This window comes from Rossellomorea sp. GCM10028870 (assembly GCF_042666755.1).
Classification (GTDB): domain Bacteria; phylum Bacillota; class Bacilli; order Bacillales; family Bacillaceae_B; genus Rossellomorea.
The window spans coordinates 256,909-273,668 of the sequence record NZ_JBHTGN010000003.1; the positions used below are offsets into that span (position 1 = coordinate 256,909).

16 protein-coding genes and 1 other RNA gene are annotated in these 16,760 nt (G+C 40.9%); 2 read left to right on the top strand and 15 right to left on the bottom strand.

Annotation, left to right across the window (positions count from 1 at the left end; genetic code table 11):
* Nucleotides 1-68 precede the first annotated feature (68 nt).
* The 6 genes from ACFQWC_RS15110 to ACFQWC_RS15135 all read right to left on the bottom strand — a co-directional run bounded on the left by ACFQWC_RS15110 (nucleotide 69) and on the right by ACFQWC_RS15135 (nucleotide 6,765).
* On the bottom strand, nucleotides 69-1,457 hold the full coding sequence (locus ACFQWC_RS15110) for a M20/M25/M40 family metallo-hydrolase (RefSeq protein ID WP_299743387.1): 1,389 nt from the start codon (nucleotides 1,455-1,457) through the stop codon (nucleotides 69-71).
* Between the two features lie 196 nt (nucleotides 1,458-1,653).
* On the bottom strand, nucleotides 1,654-1,953 hold the full coding sequence (gene qoxD / locus ACFQWC_RS15115; RefSeq protein WP_149156577.1) for a cytochrome aa3 quinol oxidase subunit IV: 300 nt from the start codon (nucleotides 1,951-1,953) through the stop codon (nucleotides 1,654-1,656).
* Nucleotides 1,953-2,564 (bottom strand): cytochrome aa3 quinol oxidase subunit III, encoded by a 612-nt coding sequence (gene qoxC / locus ACFQWC_RS15120; protein ID WP_148970166.1) that lies wholly within the window; start codon nucleotides 2,562-2,564, stop codon nucleotides 1,953-1,955. Before qoxC ends, qoxD begins: the two co-directional genes overlap by 1 nt.
* A 2-nt stretch (nucleotides 2,565-2,566) precedes the next feature.
* Nucleotides 2,567-4,531, bottom strand: coding sequence for a cytochrome aa3 quinol oxidase subunit I (gene qoxB, locus ACFQWC_RS15125; protein ID WP_377108278.1), 1,965 nt, complete (start codon nucleotides 4,529-4,531; stop codon nucleotides 2,567-2,569).
* A 17-nt stretch (nucleotides 4,532-4,548) separates the two neighbouring features.
* Complete coding sequence (qoxA, locus tag ACFQWC_RS15130) at nucleotides 4,549-5,574, bottom strand: cytochrome aa3 quinol oxidase subunit II (protein ID WP_377108280.1); 1,026 nt, start codon at nucleotides 5,572-5,574, stop codon at nucleotides 4,549-4,551.
* 363 nt (nucleotides 5,575-5,937) lie between these two features.
* A complete protein-coding gene (locus tag ACFQWC_RS15135) occupies nucleotides 5,938-6,765 on the bottom strand; it encodes a DUF2935 domain-containing protein (RefSeq protein WP_299743370.1) in 828 nt (275 codons plus the stop codon).
* Between the two features lie 163 nt (nucleotides 6,766-6,928).
* On the opposite strand from ACFQWC_RS15135, the gene ACFQWC_RS15140 reads away from it, so the two are divergent.
* Nucleotides 6,929-7,417: a hypothetical protein gene (locus ACFQWC_RS15140; protein WP_377108282.1), complete on the top strand. Its 489-nt coding sequence runs from the start codon at nucleotides 6,929-6,931 to the stop codon at nucleotides 7,415-7,417.
* A gap of 117 nt (nucleotides 7,418-7,534) precedes the next feature.
* Here ACFQWC_RS15140 and ACFQWC_RS15145 read toward each other — a convergent pair whose 3' ends face one another.
* Nucleotides 7,535-8,053, bottom strand: a complete 519-nt coding sequence (locus tag ACFQWC_RS15145) for an undecaprenyl-diphosphatase (RefSeq protein WP_299743367.1) — start codon at nucleotides 8,051-8,053, stop codon at nucleotides 7,535-7,537.
* Nucleotides 8,054-8,332: 279 nt separating this feature from the next.
* Between ACFQWC_RS15145 and ACFQWC_RS15150 the strand changes: the two genes are divergently transcribed.
* Nucleotides 8,333-9,745, top strand: coding sequence for a PQQ-dependent sugar dehydrogenase (locus ACFQWC_RS15150; protein ID WP_299743364.1), 1,413 nt, complete (start codon nucleotides 8,333-8,335; stop codon nucleotides 9,743-9,745).
* Nucleotides 9,746-9,747: 2 nt separating this feature from the next.
* Here ACFQWC_RS15150 and ACFQWC_RS15155 read toward each other — a convergent pair whose 3' ends face one another.
* From ACFQWC_RS15155 to secG, 8 genes are all read right to left on the bottom strand, one after another.
* A complete protein-coding gene (locus tag ACFQWC_RS15155) occupies nucleotides 9,748-10,308 on the bottom strand; it encodes a hypothetical protein (RefSeq protein WP_377108285.1) in 561 nt (186 codons plus the stop codon).
* A 203-nt stretch (nucleotides 10,309-10,511) separates the two neighbouring features.
* Entirely contained in the window at nucleotides 10,512-10,901 is a 390-nt protein-coding gene (locus tag ACFQWC_RS15160; RefSeq protein WP_377108287.1) for a cupredoxin domain-containing protein, read from the bottom strand.
* Between the two features lie 138 nt (nucleotides 10,902-11,039).
* Nucleotides 11,040-11,432, bottom strand: coding sequence for a DUF3139 domain-containing protein (locus ACFQWC_RS15165; protein ID WP_377108289.1), 393 nt, complete (start codon nucleotides 11,430-11,432; stop codon nucleotides 11,040-11,042).
* Nucleotides 11,433-11,706: 274 nt separating this feature from the next.
* Nucleotides 11,707-12,070: a transfer-messenger RNA gene (gene ssrA, locus ACFQWC_RS15170) on the bottom strand.
* 150 nt (nucleotides 12,071-12,220) lie between these two features.
* A complete protein-coding gene (gene smpB, locus ACFQWC_RS15175) occupies nucleotides 12,221-12,691 on the bottom strand; it encodes an SsrA-binding protein SmpB (protein ID WP_044338267.1) in 471 nt (156 codons plus the stop codon).
* 120 nt (nucleotides 12,692-12,811) lie between these two features.
* Nucleotides 12,812-15,154 (bottom strand): ribonuclease R, encoded by a 2,343-nt coding sequence (rnr, locus tag ACFQWC_RS15180; RefSeq protein WP_341356949.1) that lies wholly within the window; start codon nucleotides 15,152-15,154, stop codon nucleotides 12,812-12,814.
* A gap of 27 nt (nucleotides 15,155-15,181) precedes the next feature.
* The gene (locus ACFQWC_RS15185) at nucleotides 15,182-15,928 is read right to left on the bottom strand and encodes an alpha/beta hydrolase (RefSeq protein ID WP_299743348.1); all 747 of its coding nucleotides are present in this window, start codon (nucleotides 15,926-15,928) and stop codon (nucleotides 15,182-15,184) included.
* A 362-nt stretch (nucleotides 15,929-16,290) separates the two neighbouring features.
* Nucleotides 16,291-16,518, bottom strand: a complete 228-nt coding sequence (gene secG / locus ACFQWC_RS15190) for a preprotein translocase subunit SecG (protein WP_044338270.1) — start codon at nucleotides 16,516-16,518, stop codon at nucleotides 16,291-16,293.
* Between the last annotated feature and the right edge of the window lie 242 nt (nucleotides 16,519-16,760).

The following is a 16,760-nucleotide window of genomic DNA, read 5'->3' on the forward strand; positions in this document are numbered from 1 at the left end:
GATTTTTCATTATTAGTAGTTTGTTAGTTGATTGGTAAAGATTGAAGTCTGATTATTTTTGATAGGGTTTATTTAATATCCTGCTCGTAAAACATCTCTTCTTTCGCCTTTAGTTTAGGACCTTTTTTAGCCTTTGGACCCTTAAAATCCACTCTGGCACGGTCATAAACAGCAGATCCCACGATTTCGGCCACATCTTGAAGCTTTTCTTTGCTAATTTTATCAATGGTGTCTTCAGGTGTATGATACCAAGGTTCTGAAGGGCTATGGATAAATAGTGCAGCAGGAATTCCTACTTCAGCAAAAGGAACATGATCACTGCGTCCACCCTGACCGTATGGTGTCGCCTCACCGTTTAGTTTTTCACTTGATTTCTGGGCAAGCTCCGTCACAAGGTTAGGCTTACCATCGAGAGTAAGCATGACAAGGTCACCTGCATCTTTACTACCTACCATATCAAGGTTGAAGTTAGCCACCGTACGATCGATTTCATCTTCTGATAACGTCTCAACATAGTGTGAAGAACCTAGTAAGCCTACTTCTTCTGCTCCGAATGTGATAAAGCGAACTTCCGTATCTGTCTGTTCATTCTTCAGGACACGTGCAAGCTCGAGAGTCATAGCAGTTCCTGAGGCATCATCGTTTGCTCCAGGAGCTCCAGCTACCGAATCATGATGAGAACCTACGACAATAATATCGTCAGTTGCTTTCTTTTTATTTTTTGGATGCTTTGTTGCAATCACATTATGAGAAGTTTTTTCTCCTGTTTCCGCTCCTTCGATCGTAATGGTGACTGATTTTCCCAACTCAGCTGAAAGTGCTTCCCCTTCTGCTTTTGATAGGGCAACTGCCGGAACAAAGTCATCATTATGTTCTCCTAATGTACCGCTTAATGGTCCATCTGAATGGTTATAAATGATGACTCCGACCGCTCCCTTTTCAGCTGCATTTAATACCTTTTCACTAAAACTGATTTCCCCGCGTTCAACAAGGGCAATTTTCCCCGTCAGGTCATGGTCTTGAAGGTCTTCCTTCTTTCCAAGACCCGCATCAACAAGTTCACCCGTTACATTTCCACTGACTGAGTATGTAAATGCTCTTGGCGCATATTCCCCTTGTTGGCTCTCTACAGATAGCTCAATCGTAGTAGGTGGTGTGTAGCCATAAAACGTAAATGGCTGGATTTCCACTTCATATCCATACGATTCAAATTGCTCCTTAATATAGTGAACAGCATTTTCTTCAGAAACTGTCCCGGCTACACGTGGAACTTTTGATAAGTAATCAATGTTTTGATAGATTTTTTCTCCATCAATCTTTTTTAATAGTTTCTTATCAAAGTCATTTTGAACATGGTGATATCCGACTTCGCTACTTTGAGCAAAAGCGGGCTGTAACCCAATGGCTCCAATGGATAAAGTGGCGGCAAGAGTAAGAGATACAATCGGTTTTTTCAACAATCAAATCCTCCTGGTAGATTAATAGTTTGAATATACTGAATCATACATTATTTCGCAAGACGAAATAAGAGGCGAAATCACCAGTAAAATTTTACTATTTTTTCTATTTATAGGAATATACTGTGTTTCTGTTGAGAATATAAAAATAGAGACCGTTGAATGAATTCAACGGTCTCTATTTCAAATTAATGCATTAATGCATATTGCTCAATACCCAAATCGATCCAAGTACGATCACAAGGGCAATGAATGCAGCTGACATCATTTTTCCTACCTGCCATCTGCCTTCTCCTTCTGTTACGTGCATGAACATAAACAGTTGGATTGCCGCCTGGATAAAGGCAAGAACAAATACAAGAGCCACCATCACATTGTACGCGAGTCCTGCGTAAAGTCCGAACCAAACGGCCAAAAATGTCAATGCAATGGATAAAACAAAACCTATGATCTGTGTCCAAGGAATACGACTATGATTCGCTGTATTGTGTTCCATTATCCCACCATCCCTAGTAAGTACACGCTTGTAAACACGAAGATCCATACAAAGTCCAGGAAGTGCCAATACAAGCTGGATACGAATAGTTTTTTAGCGGTATCTGGATTTAATCCTTGTCTTTTCACCTGGAACATAACCAGTATAATCCATAAAATACCTAGTGATACGTGGAGACCATGCGTTCCGGTCAATAGATAGAAAGAAGACCAGTATGCATTGGTTCCCATGGCTGCTCCCTCATGGATCAGGTGAAGGAATTCCGTGATTTCCATGTAAAGGAATCCTGCTCCAAAGAGCAGTGTGATGATCAGCCAGACCATCATCCCTTTGACATTTCTTCTTCTTAATTCATTTATCGATAACCCGGACGTGAAACTACTGATCAATAATAGTAACGTCATGATGATTGTATTCTTCAGATCAAATACTTCAGATGGAAGCGGTCCTCCAACCGTGCCGCTTTCAAGGGCAAAGAATGTAGCGAAAATAGTGGCAAATAGAGCTACTTCCGCACCAAGGAAAACCCAGAATCCGAAAATATTCAGTTTGCCGATCTCCGATTGATATTCAAGTGGCGTATTTGGATCTACATTTGTACTATGTGCCATATTCACGCCTCCCTCTTATACGGATTTTCAGTTTTTTCTATTTCTTCCACACTTACATAGTAACCAGCATCCTGTTTGTGTGAGAATAGTGAACGGTATCCCATGCATCCGAAGATACCGATAAGGGCAAGAATCGCCATCCACCACAGTTCAAACACCAAGCCGAATCCTCCAACGAAGAATAACCCGGACATGATAAATGGTGTCCCTGCATTACTTGGCATATGGATCGGTTTATACTCAACCTTTTCCGGTTTGCCAGATTCTTTTCTCTCTTGTTTCATATAGTAGAAAGCATCCGCACTCTTCACTTCAGGAACATGAGCGAAGTTATAATGGGGTGGAATCGCAGAGCTGGTCGCCCATTCAAGCGTACGTCCATCCCAGGCATCCCCTGATAGTTCCCGTTTTGCAAAACGATAGCTATAGTAGACGTTATAGACGATGATCATGAATCCTACTCCCATTCCGAAAGCCCCGACAGAAGAGATGACATTCAATGCTGTCCAGCCATCTTCTGGTCCGTATGTGTACACACGTCTTGGCATACCGGAAAACCCTAAGACGAATTGCGGTAAGAAACATACATTGAAACCGATAGAGAAGAACCAGAAAGCCCATTTTCCGATTCGTTCATTCATCTTATGACCAAACATTTTTGGATACCAGTATACGAGTCCTGCGAAGCAGGCAAATACCACACCGGCAATCAGCGTGTAGTGGAAGTGAGCAACCAGGAAGTAGTTGTTGTGATATTGGAAGTCAGCTGCAGCCATACCGAGCATGACCCCTGTCACTCCACCGATCAGGAAGGTTGGAATAAACGCAACGGACCACATCATGGCGACGGTAAATTCAATCCGTCCCTTGTAAAGAGTACCCAACCAGTTGAATATCTTGATCCCGGTCGGTATGGCGATCGCCATCGTCGAAATCGAGAATACACTGTTCACCGCAGCGCTTCCGCCCATCGTGAAGAAATGGTGAACCCACACAACGAAGCTTAACCCTGAAATGGCTACTAGTGAGATAATCATTGATTTATAACCAAACAATGTTTTTCTTGCAAATGTTGCAATGATTTCTGAGAAAATACCGAAAGCAGGCAAAATAACGATATATACTTCCGGGTGTCCCCATAACCAGAATAAATTCGACCAGAGCATCGGATTCCCGCCGGCTGTCAGCGTGAAGAAATGCGTACCGAATAATCGGTCAAATGTCATCAACGCTAATGTCACCGTTAAGATCGGGAAAGCAAATACGATGATGAATGCAGTAATCAATGTCGTCCACGTAAACATCGGCATACGAAGAAGCGTCATGCCTGGTGCACGCATTTTGATGATCGTAACAACAAAGTTGATCCCCGTTAATAATGTACCAATTCCGGAAATCTGCAAGCCAAGAAGGTAATAGTTAATTCCCGGTCCCGGACTTCCTTCGATTGCCAATGGTGCGTAGTTCGTCCATCCGGCATCCGGTGATCCACCGAATACGAATGACATATTGAAAAGGATCGCCCCAAACATGAATGACCAGAAACTTAAGTTATTCAGGAATGGGAACGCGACGTCCCTTGCACCTATTTGGAGAGGGACTACGACGTTCATTAGTCCAAGTAAGAATGGCATTGCCATGAATAGAATCATGATCGTACCATGTGTCGTAAAAATTTCATTGTAGTGCTGTGATGATAAAAATTCATTATTGGGCACCGTTAATTGCGCCCTCATTAAAAGTGCATCGACTCCTCCGCGGAAGAGCATGATCAATGCAGCAATGATATACATGATACCGATTTTTTTATGATCAACACTCGTGATCCAGTCGTTCCATAGCCATTTCCATTTTTTAAAGTATGTTAGGGTTGCGACGATCCCGATTACGGTGAAAACGATGGAAATATTGGCTCCAAGAATCAACGGATCATTGAGGATTAAATTATCCTTTATAAAATCAAACATCTAGAAGTCCTCCTTTCTTAGTGTTCATGTCCTTCGTTATTTTCATGGCCTTTATGCTCTTCATTATCATGGTCTTCATGGTGATCATGATCCTCCATGTCTCCATGATCACCATGATTTCCATGACTTGATTCAGCATCTTTATCCGCACCATGTGAAGATGCCTCTACACCATATTTCTCACGGATCGCCATGGCATATTCAGAATTCTTCCCATGGTCGACGATGGATAAGTGAGTAGATGAGAAAGTCATCTTGTCTACGGTGTCAGGAAGCATGAGCTTTTCATACGTTTCTTCCGTCAGCTTCGGCTCATTTTCCTGAGCATCTTTTACCCACTCTCTATACTTCCCTTCTTCTAACGCAACAAAATCAAACTTTTGGTGGGTCATCCCTTCACCAGTGAAGTTTGAATTTCTTCCATCATACGTTCCCGGCTCATCAGCCTGTAAGTATAAATCATTCACCATTCCCGGCATACCATAAATCTGTCCGCCGATTTGAGGCACCCAGAAAGAAGCCATGGAATCTGCAGCCGTCACCTTAAATAAAATGGGATGATCTTCCGGTACATTGACATAATTAACTGTCTCAATACCTTCCTCTGGATAACTGAAGATCCATTTCCAATCAGCAGCAGTCGCATGGATCACAATCGGATCTTTATGAGCAGTTGCTTTTGGAGCTTCCTTTAATTCATATAATGCCTTTGTATTTGGGATAGACAAGGCAATAACAATCAAAACTGGAATAAGCGTCCATATTATTTCTAATTTCGTACTCCCGTGCATTTCGGGCTTGTAATCGCTATCCTTTTTACTGCTGCGATATTTTAGGAGAATAACAGTAAAGAAGGAAAGAACGACAACCATGATGCCAAGCATATAGTAGATTGACAGCATGATGAGATCTTTCTGAACGGCCCCTACCGGCCCTTTCGGATCGAGAATGATCATTTCACTTCCCGAACTGAATATAATGATGAAAAATAATGAAACCAGACTGATCAAGACAATCAAGTATGGCTTGAATTTATTGAACATAGGGGAAATCACCTTCCTTTATGTCGGATTTATCACTGTAGACCTATACTATCAAATTCTATTAAAAGGTACCCTTGTTTCACTTAACTTTAAACAGATTTTCGAAATTTCGTCGAAGTTTATTCACAGAACGGTAACAATGTTGGAAAGAATTTCTCACATCTCAAAAAAATAACTCTCAAAATTATTCAAGAATAATTTTGAGAGCGGTTTATGAATTGATTATTTAGAAAAGTAAGATTCCCTTACCACTGCCGTTCAACCTTTATATAAAACCCTCCTGCTGATGATTAAACCCTACATAACTTCTTTCCGTGAAAGGCATCTAATACCAATCACCTTTCAGATATCCCCTTCCACCTATCATAAATAGGTGGCTCTTTTTAAAGAGCAAGTTCCGGCAGCCTCCTTGAGCTTTGGAGAATAATAGCTGAGCTTTTTAATGAAATAACAGGTTTCAGGGAAATGATGTTCTAAAAAACGGAGAGTGGTTTTATTCAGCAGTTTTTTCTTATTATATTTCATAACCATTCCAGAGATATACTGACTCATTTCCAAAGTCGTTTGACCAACTTCATGGGCAAATTCCCTCTGCCGGGCGAAGCCAGGCTGCTTAAATCGGAGATATCCTTTCAGATGCCGATTTTGAATGATATACACTTGATATTGGTTAATATAAGCCTCTGCCTGCCTGCTCGCGTTAATTTCTATGGGATCGAGTATGTTTTGAAATAATACCGCGTGCCCCAGCTGATCTTCAAGCCATAAATCCATCAAATTCACCAAAGGAAGCGGCTCTGGCTCTTCACCCTTCTGGAGATACATTAAAATCCGCAAGTATTCCTGGTTTTCTGCAAGCGTGCCATTTAGGTAAGTAGGGGATAAATTTAGATTAACTTTATTATCGATCCTTAACGATTGCAGCATTCCTTCAAATTCGAAATAACCTTTGGCCACCGGCCACACCTTATTCGAAAACCAGACCATGGTTTCATCCTGATGGTCTGCTGTACGCGGAACGCGGTTTAATTGGTCGATAAGCTCCCCGAATAGTTGAATGTACTGCTGTGAAACACCCACATACTCTGCTTCAGCGGCAGATAAGTGGTCTCTGATGAAATAAGCATGATCCTGTAATACCTCAAGCCAGAATAAGTGCTCCTCCCATGTCGTGATCATTTGATTCGCCACATTTTTACCCCCTTTTTATTATTTATATATTTAATTAGGAGTGAAAAAAGAAGGACTTCATTCAGAACTACCATTAGATTAAAGAATCGTGCACGAATGTACATAAGTTTTTCATAAAAAAGGAAGAATATATTTACCACTATGATGAAAAGGGTGTCCTTCTATGAAGAATAGAAAACAAATGATTATGTTAATGGCCTTGCTGCCCTGGTTATCCCTTCCACTTCTGCGCAAAAAAACGTTCATTAGATTTCTACCCGGTACACTGTTTATGTGCGTATATTTAGTAGCAGAGGGCATTTTGGCTACCCGGAGAAAATGGTGGTGGTTTCCTTTTTCCATCAAACCGAATGTACTGGCTGAACTGCCATTGATTCTAGGTCCTTTTTTTGTTGGGTCATTTTGGATATTTAAATACACATACGGGAAGTTCTGGATCTATTTCCTGGTTAATTTGATTGTAGATTCTTTTTTCACTATCTTCATGTTGAATTGGTTCAAGAGGATCGGATATGTCACCTTGATCAGGTTTACACGAATGCAGCTGTCGTTACTCTTTTTATTAAAATCGATATTTATGTATGGATTTCAGTATTTGTATGAGAACGTTTTTTCCGGCAGGATTAAAAAAGAGGAGCAAGTGGAAAGTTAATAGGTCATTCCGTGGTTATTTAAAGAAAAAACCTCTCATCGCTATTGAACGAAGAGAGGTTTTTGCCGTTGCTATTTTCTTATAGTAAATTTCCACGCTCATGTAATGAACCTTCACTCAGTGATGTGTTCCTTCACCTTTAAAACCACCAGCAGTTTTACTCACTACCATGCTGGTCATAGAGGCTATGATGGCACTTCCGATAATATCAGATGGATAATGATGTCCCAGCCAAATCCGGGAAAGACCTGTCAACACAGATAGTATCCACATGATCGAACCAAGGAAACGATCATAAAGAAAAATGGACGTAGAAACGGCACATGCCAGCAAGGTATGCTTACTTGGAAATGAAGAATCCGTTCTTGATGGAATGAGTATGCCGACCCGCCGTTTGGCAAATGGACGCGGCTTAAAGTAGAATAACTTAACCAAAGTGTGAAGAAACAAAGTAATTACAGAAGACATCACTGCATTCCACGACACTCTTCTATAATGATCATTTCGAAACCACATGAATAGCAAAACAAATATAAAAACATAACGAATCTTTTTTGATAAAAAGATCATCAGTAAATCAACCGGTTCCGAGCGTCCAGAAAGCAGGTTGATTGCACTGAATAGTTTGTAGTCCATAAATATGCCTCCATTTTGATAGATACCAATAAAATCCCCTATTAAAGCGTGATGTATGTAAAAATCTATTTATGAATTCATTTTTATACCGTTATTGGAAAACCAATTCATAAAGATAGCAATAGTCAGTAACTTTTCACAGTATCATCAGTAAACAAGGGTTGTAAACCAAGCTGACGCTCCATAAGCCTTGTCTGATTCCCGCCTGATTTTGTACTAATAGACGGTTCAAATCATATTCTTATCATAAGAAAACAATAAGAAGGAGGGCAAAGTCAGTTGATAAAAGTAAAAGTTGGTTTACAGCCTATCGTAAGTAAGATCAATTTACCCACTGTGTTGAAAACGGCTTTACTCCCGGGTGACTCAAGGGAAAGACTATTTATCGCAACCCAGGTAGGAGAAATCTTTTACATAAGAAATGGAGTTATCCGGACGTTTTTAGATATTCGCTCACGAATTCTAAGACTGGGCGTTTCTGGAGGCGGTTATGATGAACGGGGATTACTGGGGCTGGCATTTCATCCAGAGTTTACTTTGAACGGTCTGTTTTATCTTCATTATTCAGCCGCTGGAACAGAAGGATCAGGTGCGCTTGATGAGTCTTATAAGCCTGACCCGTGTGATCCTGCAACATTAAACCTCAGGTGGACAAATAGGGAAAATCAATATGATCATATTGATACGATCGAAGAATGGATATTACATGCGAATGGGACACCCAGGAAACGACGGACATTGCTTAATTTAAGAAGACCATTTTATAATCATAATGGGTTCAATAGTTTAAATTTCTCACCCGAAACAGGTAACCTTGTTTTAACAACCGGAGATGGCGGGTCTGGCTATGATCCATTTAACTTAAGTCAGGACAACATGGAAATATCTGGTAAAATAATTGAAATTGATGTAAATAAGAATACACCCATCAATAACCCACCCATTGTCACTCGTTTTAATGAACTTCCCACATCTATTCAGGAAACGCTCACCGTAATGGCCAAGGGGGTTCGCAATATACCAGGCATTTCATTTCAAAGATACTATAATCAGTATATTAAATATGTTGGAAATGTCGGACAGCATCTGGTCGAGTCGATTTTTTCATTTGTTCAGTATCAGCCAATACAGGTTACTCAGCTTGTTCAAGCTTCTTCCATGAATTTCAAACATGACTATGAAGAGTTCATCAACTTTGGCTGGCGGGGCTGGGAAGGTGATTTTCCTGCTTCGATTATTAAAGCCTGCTCACGAACTCCGGATTGGGATGAGAAATCTATTGCCTTTTACAATGAAGCAGTAACACTTTCAGGAAACCGACTTCATCCATTAACTAGTTATTTTCATAAAGACACCAGACCCGATAAGTTTGAAGGAACTGCACTTACAGGAGTCCAGCCGTATATGGGGAAAAGAATCCCTGGTTTAACAGGAAGCGTTGTGTTCACCGATCTTGCCCGGAAAGAATCCCACCCTCAGGTTAGAGGGGCCTTAGCTTACACCACCGTAAGGCTAAATGGTAAACAAAATGAGTTTAGTGTGATACAGACCGATTATGATTTTGGGTCTCAATCTGCCTATTATGTTAGTTTGGGGACGAATCTAAAGCAGACAAGATTATATTTAGGGGTTTATAGCTCTACGAAAGTGACTGACCTTAACCAAGGCACTGTTTTTGAAATAATTCCATGATCTTAAATAATCATCCTCTTTAATCTTCTATAAAGGATTAAAGCCATTTCAACCCACAACCAGCTATAAAGAAAAGCAAATACACATATAATTCCCGTTGTAAGTAATGAAAAGAAACCAGGGGATGCAGGCCCTAAAACCGGGAAGTCAACAATAAATAGCAGGCTCATAATTCCTGCCATTAAAAGAATGGCACCTGTAGCAATGATACTTACTCTCTCTCTAAAAAAGTGAAAGGATCCCCCTATGCCAAGTCCTAACAATCCTGTTGTAAAAGGAAAGACAATTAGTTCAGTGGGCTGCAGGATAAATAACAACATGATTGTCAGTAAATAGGACATTCCTCCAAATGGAATGGAGAACATGGAACATAACAGAATAGGTGCAGTGGCGAGGGGACTTATTAAATATCCTATACCTGGTAAAAAGCCACCAGCAGCCTGCAGAATACCAGCAATACAGGCAAAAATAGACACTAAACTGAACTTCATCGTTTTTTTATGATGAGTGAATATTAGTTGAGATGAACGAACGTCATCAAATATAGGTTTAAAATATTTCACCTTTCCACCCCATTCAAATTAGTATCAGTTATCCTATATACTATTTACCATTTATAAGAGGTGGAACTATTATGAATAATACATAGATCCATTTCTGAACTTAGCATCCGTTTGTGAAGGAAATTCAATTGTCATGATGAGATCACGGTCATAATAAGTGGATTTCCTTTACAAAAAGAAGCAAGGCCATATAGGCCCGCTTTTTATTTGATGATTACTTTCCCAACCATTCCTTCCTGGAAATGGTACCGGCATATCAATTCATATGTACCACGCTGTTTCGGATTCACAGTAATCGTTTTTTCTTTTCCTGGCTGGACCTCGGCGTCAACCCCAAGCTTTTCCACAGTGAAGGTGTGCTCTTTCTTACCTTTGTTTTTCAATATCAACGTTGTGGCTGTCCCATTTGGAATCGTGATGACTTCCGGATTAAAGTAATCATCTTTCAACTCGACCTCAATCATCGCTTTCTCCGTCTCCATAAGCTGAGTTACAGTACCTGATTCGGCAAATACGCCTTGTGATCCTAGAGTGGTCACCACCATAACCATTGCAAACACAACGACTAATCCTGTTACCCTTTTCATAGACATTCGCTATCCCTCCTTCCTAAACACTATTTTTTCTAATTAATAGCAAATTACTCTATAAATTTGGTTTCAACGCCCCTCAAATAGAACTTTTTATCTTGGAGCCCCAGATCTCTTGCTTTTGAAGTCCTAATGGATGTATCAATCGATCAATTTACTTTTATCCAACCCTCCCTTAACACTTTCAAAATGTTTATATACTTCACTTTCTGTATAACCTGAAATACCACCCTGACTAATTACTCCGTCGTTATAATGATAATAATAAATAGCATTTGGTTCGTCATTAAATACTACCGGTATACTCCATGGTTCATAGGAAAATAAAAAAGCCTGTATTGAATGTACGGCTTCAATCTTTGATATATCACTTTCTTTATATCCTTTCTCTACTGTCAAATACCTAAATATTGCCTCATATCGCTTTTTCTCACCTATATCTGTATAGACGACGTATGATAAATAAGTAAGAAAAATACTAACCAATGTGATCGTAATGATAGTTGATATTCTGTTTTTGATAAAATTGACCATTACCTTTTTACTCCTTTTTAAAAAACTCTAAATTTAGTTGTAAACGAATACCCCATTAGTGTAATTATACACTAATGGGGTTTATTCACAATTTAATTGTCAGTTTATTTAGGAAGTTGTAAGAAAGGTTATTCTATTAAACTGGTCCTTCAAGTGAATAATAAAAGCCATGCTTCTGCATTCAAACAGAGCATGGCTCAAAATTGGCACATAATATAGGTATTTTAAAGCCTAATCTTAAAATCGATAAAATAAAAACCACCAAATATGTATTTGGTGGAGACGGTGGGAATCGAACCCACGTCCAGAAACATCGCCACTTAAGCGTCTACGAGCGTAGTCGATATATTCGCAAGTTCACTGCAGCTTCTGCCTATCGACGGGCGTCCGTGCAGCTAGTCTGATTGTTCTCTTCCTTTGTCCTCAGACGGTGGACTCCGGCGTAGCCTACTAAGAGTGAGTCCCTTACCCTACCACATAGGCGATGGAGGGAGGAACAGCTAAAGCGCTATTACGCAGCTAAAGCTAAGTTATTGTTAGTTTTGCCAGTTATTATTGGCTTTGACGTTTTATCGTGGACGATCCCCACGGCTCGCAACCTAAGCTCGAACTATCCCTGTCGAATCCGTAACGTCCCCATGATAGAAAGGGAAGAACGGGAAAGAATAAGTTCAGCGTGTAAGTCACTTATTCAATTGTTCTTACAGCCACAAGATTACCTCGCGACATCTATTAGTATAACAAATCCTGAGATAATTGCAAATGCCAGATTCCGGAAATCTGTACAATCACATGCCTTTTTGACGCTGAGCCAGTTCTCTCTGGATAGAGCGGTTCGCTTCTTTTCGTTTTAAATCTTCACGTTTATCATACTTCTTCTTACCACGGGCAAGACCGATCAGAAGCTTAGCTACACCATTTTTGATATATAGCTTTAGTGGAACGATACTATATCCTGCTTCCTTCGAATCACCGATCAACTTATTGATTTGCTTTTTATGGAGCAGCAGCTTACGTGTTCTGAGGGGTTCGTGATTAAATCGATTTCCCTGTTCATAAGGACTGATATGCATATTATGAACGAAAATTTCTCCATTTTGAACACGGGCAAAAGAATCCTTCAAGTTCACCCGGCCGCCACGGATTGCTTTAATTTCTGTTCCTTGCAGTACTAGACCCGCCTCATAAGTTTCTTCTACGGCATAGTCATGACGAGCTTTCTTATTTTGGGCAATAAGCTTGCCTTCTCCCTTTGGCATTAGAATCCCCTCATTTTCTTTCTAGAGTTTACTGTTTATTATCTCATAACTCCCGGAAAAATTGTACCGAAACACTTGGAAAGGAAAAGGAGCAAAGGATATCCCATTGCTCCTCACCCCTTATTTCTTCTTTTTACGTTTGCTTCGAGGCGCATTTTCAAAGTGTTTCTTATTCGTCTTTTTCTTCTTGTTGTTTTTCGGCGGACGCGTTGACCACTCGCCGTCCTTTTTACGGTCTGAAGATCGATTCGATTTTCCACGGTCCGATTTTCCTTTATCAGAGCGGATCGAGCGAACGCGGTCTTCGCGCTCCTTGCGATTATTCTTCATTCCTACGATTTCAAAGTCTATGGAACGCTCATCTTTATTGACGCTCACGACACGAACGGTGATCTCGTCACCGATTCGGAATACGTTTGCCGTTCTTTCACCGATCATGGCGAGGTGACGCTCATCAAACCGGTAGTAGTCGTCCGTCATATAGCTCACATGAACAAGACCTTCAATCGTGTTAGGCAATTCAACAAACAGTCCGAAGTTCGTAACGGAACTGATGATACCGTCGTACTCTTCTCCCACTTTGTCTTCCATATACTCTGCTTTTTTCAGTTCATCTGTCTCACGCTCTGCATCCACTGCACGACGCTCACGGCTTGATGTGTGCTCAGCGATGTGGCCCATTTGAGCACCCCATTTTTCACGGGTTGCCTGATCAATTTTCCCTTCAATTAAATAAGTTCTGATCAAGCGGTGAACAATCAAGTCAGGGTAACGACGGATCGGTGAAGTGAAATGAGTGTAGAACTCTGTCGCCAGTCCGAAGTGACCGAGGCTTTCAGGGTCATATTTCGCCTGCTGCATGGAACGAAGCATCATCGTCGAAACGACCATCTCTTCAGGTTCCCCCTGGACGTCCTCCACAATCTCTTGAAGAGCCCGAGGGTGAATCGAATTCGCTGTCCCTTTTACAATCAGACCGAAATTCGTAATGAATTCGAAGAAGCGCTGCAACTTGTCTTCCTTCGGGTCTTCATGAATACGATAGATGAACGGCACTTCCATCCAGTGGAAATGTTCAGCAACCGTCTCATTTGCCACTAACATGAACTCTTCGATCAGCTTTTCGGCTACCGAGCGTTCACGCAGAACCACATCCGTCGGTTCTCCCTCATCATTGACAAGTACTTTCGCTTCTTTGAAATCGAAGTCGATGGCTCCACGCTTCATGCGTTTCGTACGAAGAACCTGCGCTAAATCTTCCATTTCTTCGAACATCGGTACTAACGGCTCGTATTTTTTTCGAAGTTCTTCGTCTTTATCGACAAGAATTTTGTTGACATCAGAATACGTCATTCGTTCCGTAGTTTTAATGACGCTTTGGAAGATTTCGTGTTTCACGACATCGCCATCAGGTGAAATTTCCATATCACAGGATAGAGTTAAACGATCGACCTTGGGATTAAGAGAACAAATACCATTCGATAACCGGTGAGGAATCATTGGGATTACCCGGTCTACCAGATATACTGAAGTTCCTCTATCAAAGGCTTCCTGATCAATTGGGGAACTTTCTTTGACATAATACGTGACGTCTGCAATATGTACTCCAAGCTTGTAGTTCCCATTGTCCAGTTTCGTCACCGTTACGGCATCATCCAGATCCTTAGCGTCTGCGCCATCGATCGTGACGATGGTCTGATCACGAAGGTCTTTCCGGTTTGGAATTTCCGATTCGTCAATTTCACTTGGCACCTTATTCGCCTGATCCATGACCTCTTCAGGGAATTCAACGTCAATCCCATGCTTATGGATGATCGACAGAATATCGACTCCCGGATCATTTTTATGCCCGAGGATTTCGATGACTTCCCCTTCGGCACTTTTACGTCCCTCAGGATAAGATGTTAATTTCACGACGACCTTATGTCCTTCGGCTGCCCCCATTTGAGCAGATTTAGGGATAAAGATGTCACTGGCAAACTTTTTATCATCGGGAATCACGAATCCGAAATGCTTACTTTCCGTAAACGTACCAACCATTTGGTCGACACCACGTTCGACGATCCGGACGACGGTTCCTTCTCTTCTCGAACCTGAAGAAGAAGTAGACACTCTTACTAATACAATATCGCCGTGCATGGCGTTATTCGTTTCATTAGGAGGGATGAAGATATCGTCCATCCCGGATTCTTCCGGTATCACAAACGCAAATCCTTTTGCATGAGCGGATACTTTCCCTCTTACCAGATTCATTTTTTCAGGCAGGCCGTAGCGATTGCTTCTAGTGCGAACGACTAACCCCTTCTCTTCCATTACGACAAGAGCCTTTACGAAGTCCTTGAAGTTCGTGGACCCTTTAATTCCGAATGCTTCTTCAAGCTCCTGTACCGTCAATGGCTTGTATGCTTCTTCCTTCATATAGGAAAGGAGCCTATCCACATGCTCTTTAATATTTTCGTCCATGACAATCCCTCCTGATCATCGAATTCATCAAACCGTCCAGTCCAATTTCTCTAGGAAACCGTAGACGTCTTCATGAAGCTGTTCTTTTTCTTTATCTAATGTAATGACATGACCAGACTCTTCGTACCACTTAATGTCTTTGTCATCGGATTCAACGTTATCATAGATGATATTCGCAGAATCCGTATTGATCATATGGTCATGTCTTGCTTGTACCACAAACGTCGGTGAATAGATCATATCCACGTTTTCCCGTACATCCGCTATCAATTGCTGCAGGGCTTTCAACGTATTCATCGGTGTTTTCTTAAACTCTTCTATTTCTTTTTCAATTTGTCCTTCCGGTTTTCCTTCAAACTTCTTAAATTCACGGGCGTAATCCACGACCCCTTTATACATGACTTCTTCACTTTTTATATACATCGGTGCACACATAGGGACAATACCCTTTACAGGTACAGTGTAACCTAATTTAAGAGAAAATACCCCTCCAAGAGAAAGGCCGGCAACCGCAATCTCTTCATATCCCTTACTCTTTAAATGCTCATAGCCATCCATGACATCCTGCCACCAATCTTCAGGACCGGTATGTACCAATTCTTCAGGTGGAACCCCATGTCCTTTATAGTGAGGGGCATGTGATGAATAGCCTTTCTTCTCCAAGTAGCGTCCAAGCATCCGGACGTCGGCAGAATTCCCAGTAAATCCATGTAGTAAAAGAACAGCACGGGGACCTGCTTCAAATGTGAATGGTTTTGGTAATACAGTTTTCATGACTAGTAACTCCTTTTATCTGATTTTAAACAAACGTTTGATTAGTTGATAGGAACCTTGATTTGCAGGACCTGAACCTGTTAAACAATTGTTTAAATGATTTTATTATGTAATTATTATGTAATAGGTTTTTCTCTTGATTTTTGTGAAACAGACGTTTGATTAGTTGTGGAAAAGATTGATACTGCAGGCTTCTCTCTTTTAAAGATTCGTTCTTCTCTATTTTTAGCAAACATTGGTCAGACAATCCAATATTTCGCTTGAAAAGTAAGTTTGTTTTCACGCATAGAAGGGATCACCCGCTACCCCACTTACATGATAAATAAAAAAACCTGACCTTAATGATCAGGTTTTTGTACGTATTAGATAGCTACGATGGCAATGGTTAGTACGAAGAAAAGTACCGATAATACGATTGTGATTCTGTGCAGTACTAAGTCAATACCACGAGCTTTTTGTTTTCCGAAAAGTTGTTCTGCACCACCAGAGATGGCCCCTGAAAGTCCAGCACTTTTACCTGATTGAAGTAATACAATGGCGATAAGTGCGATTGATACGATGATAAGTAAAGTGACGAGTATTGTGTGCATGAGTCCCACCTCCTGATACGAACATAACATTACTACTAGTTTACCATAGGGATTATGCAGTGGACAAGGTAATATTGTTTGAATTGTGGAAAGAGTTGGTTAGGGACGCGAACGCATGTCGGTGTGGGGATGGAATAAAATGAGATATGCGATTCGATTTTGGGATAAAATGTTAATCGGCTGGATTTTGGGTTATTTCGGCCGGATTATTTTCGAAAACGGCTGGATTTTCATCTGAAACG

What these genes read in the sequence shown, in the direction of transcription:
- qoxC (WP_148970166.1), bottom strand. Translation starts at nt 2,564, where the DNA reads ATGGCACATAGTACAAATGTAGATCCAAATACGCCACTTGAATATCAA.
- smpB (WP_044338267.1), bottom strand. Translation starts at nt 12,691, where the DNA reads ATGCCAAAGGGAGAAGGCAAGCTTATTGCCCAAAATAAGAAAGCTCGT.
- ACFQWC_RS15165 (WP_377108289.1), bottom strand. Translation starts at nt 11,432, where the DNA reads ATGGTCAATTTTATCAAAAACAGAATATCAACTATCATTACGATCACA.
- ACFQWC_RS15160 (WP_377108287.1), bottom strand. Translation starts at nt 10,901, where the DNA reads ATGTCTATGAAAAGGGTAACAGGATTAGTCGTTGTGTTTGCAATGGTT.
- qoxB (WP_377108278.1), bottom strand. Translation starts at nt 4,531, where the DNA reads ATGTTTGATTTTATAAAGGATAATTTAATCCTCAATGATCCGTTGATT.
- rnr (WP_341356949.1), bottom strand. Translation starts at nt 15,154, where the DNA reads ATGGACGAAAATATTAAAGAGCATGTGGATAGGCTCCTTTCCTATATG.
- ACFQWC_RS15140 (WP_377108282.1), top strand. Translation starts at nt 6,929, where the DNA reads ATGAAGAATAGAAAACAAATGATTATGTTAATGGCCTTGCTGCCCTGG.
- secG (WP_044338270.1), bottom strand. Translation starts at nt 16,518, where the DNA reads ATGCACACAATACTCGTCACTTTACTTATCATCGTATCAATCGCACTT.
- qoxA (WP_377108280.1), bottom strand. Translation starts at nt 5,574, where the DNA reads ATGTTCAATAAATTCAAGCCATACTTGATTGTCTTGATCAGTCTGGTT.
- qoxD (WP_149156577.1), bottom strand. Translation starts at nt 1,953, where the DNA reads ATGGAACACAATACAGCGAATCATAGTCGTATTCCTTGGACACAGATC.
- ACFQWC_RS15185 (WP_299743348.1), bottom strand. Translation starts at nt 15,928, where the DNA reads ATGAAAACTGTATTACCAAAACCATTCACATTTGAAGCAGGTCCCCGT.
- ACFQWC_RS15145 (WP_299743367.1), bottom strand. Translation starts at nt 8,053, where the DNA reads ATGGACTACAAACTATTCAGTGCAATCAACCTGCTTTCTGGACGCTCG.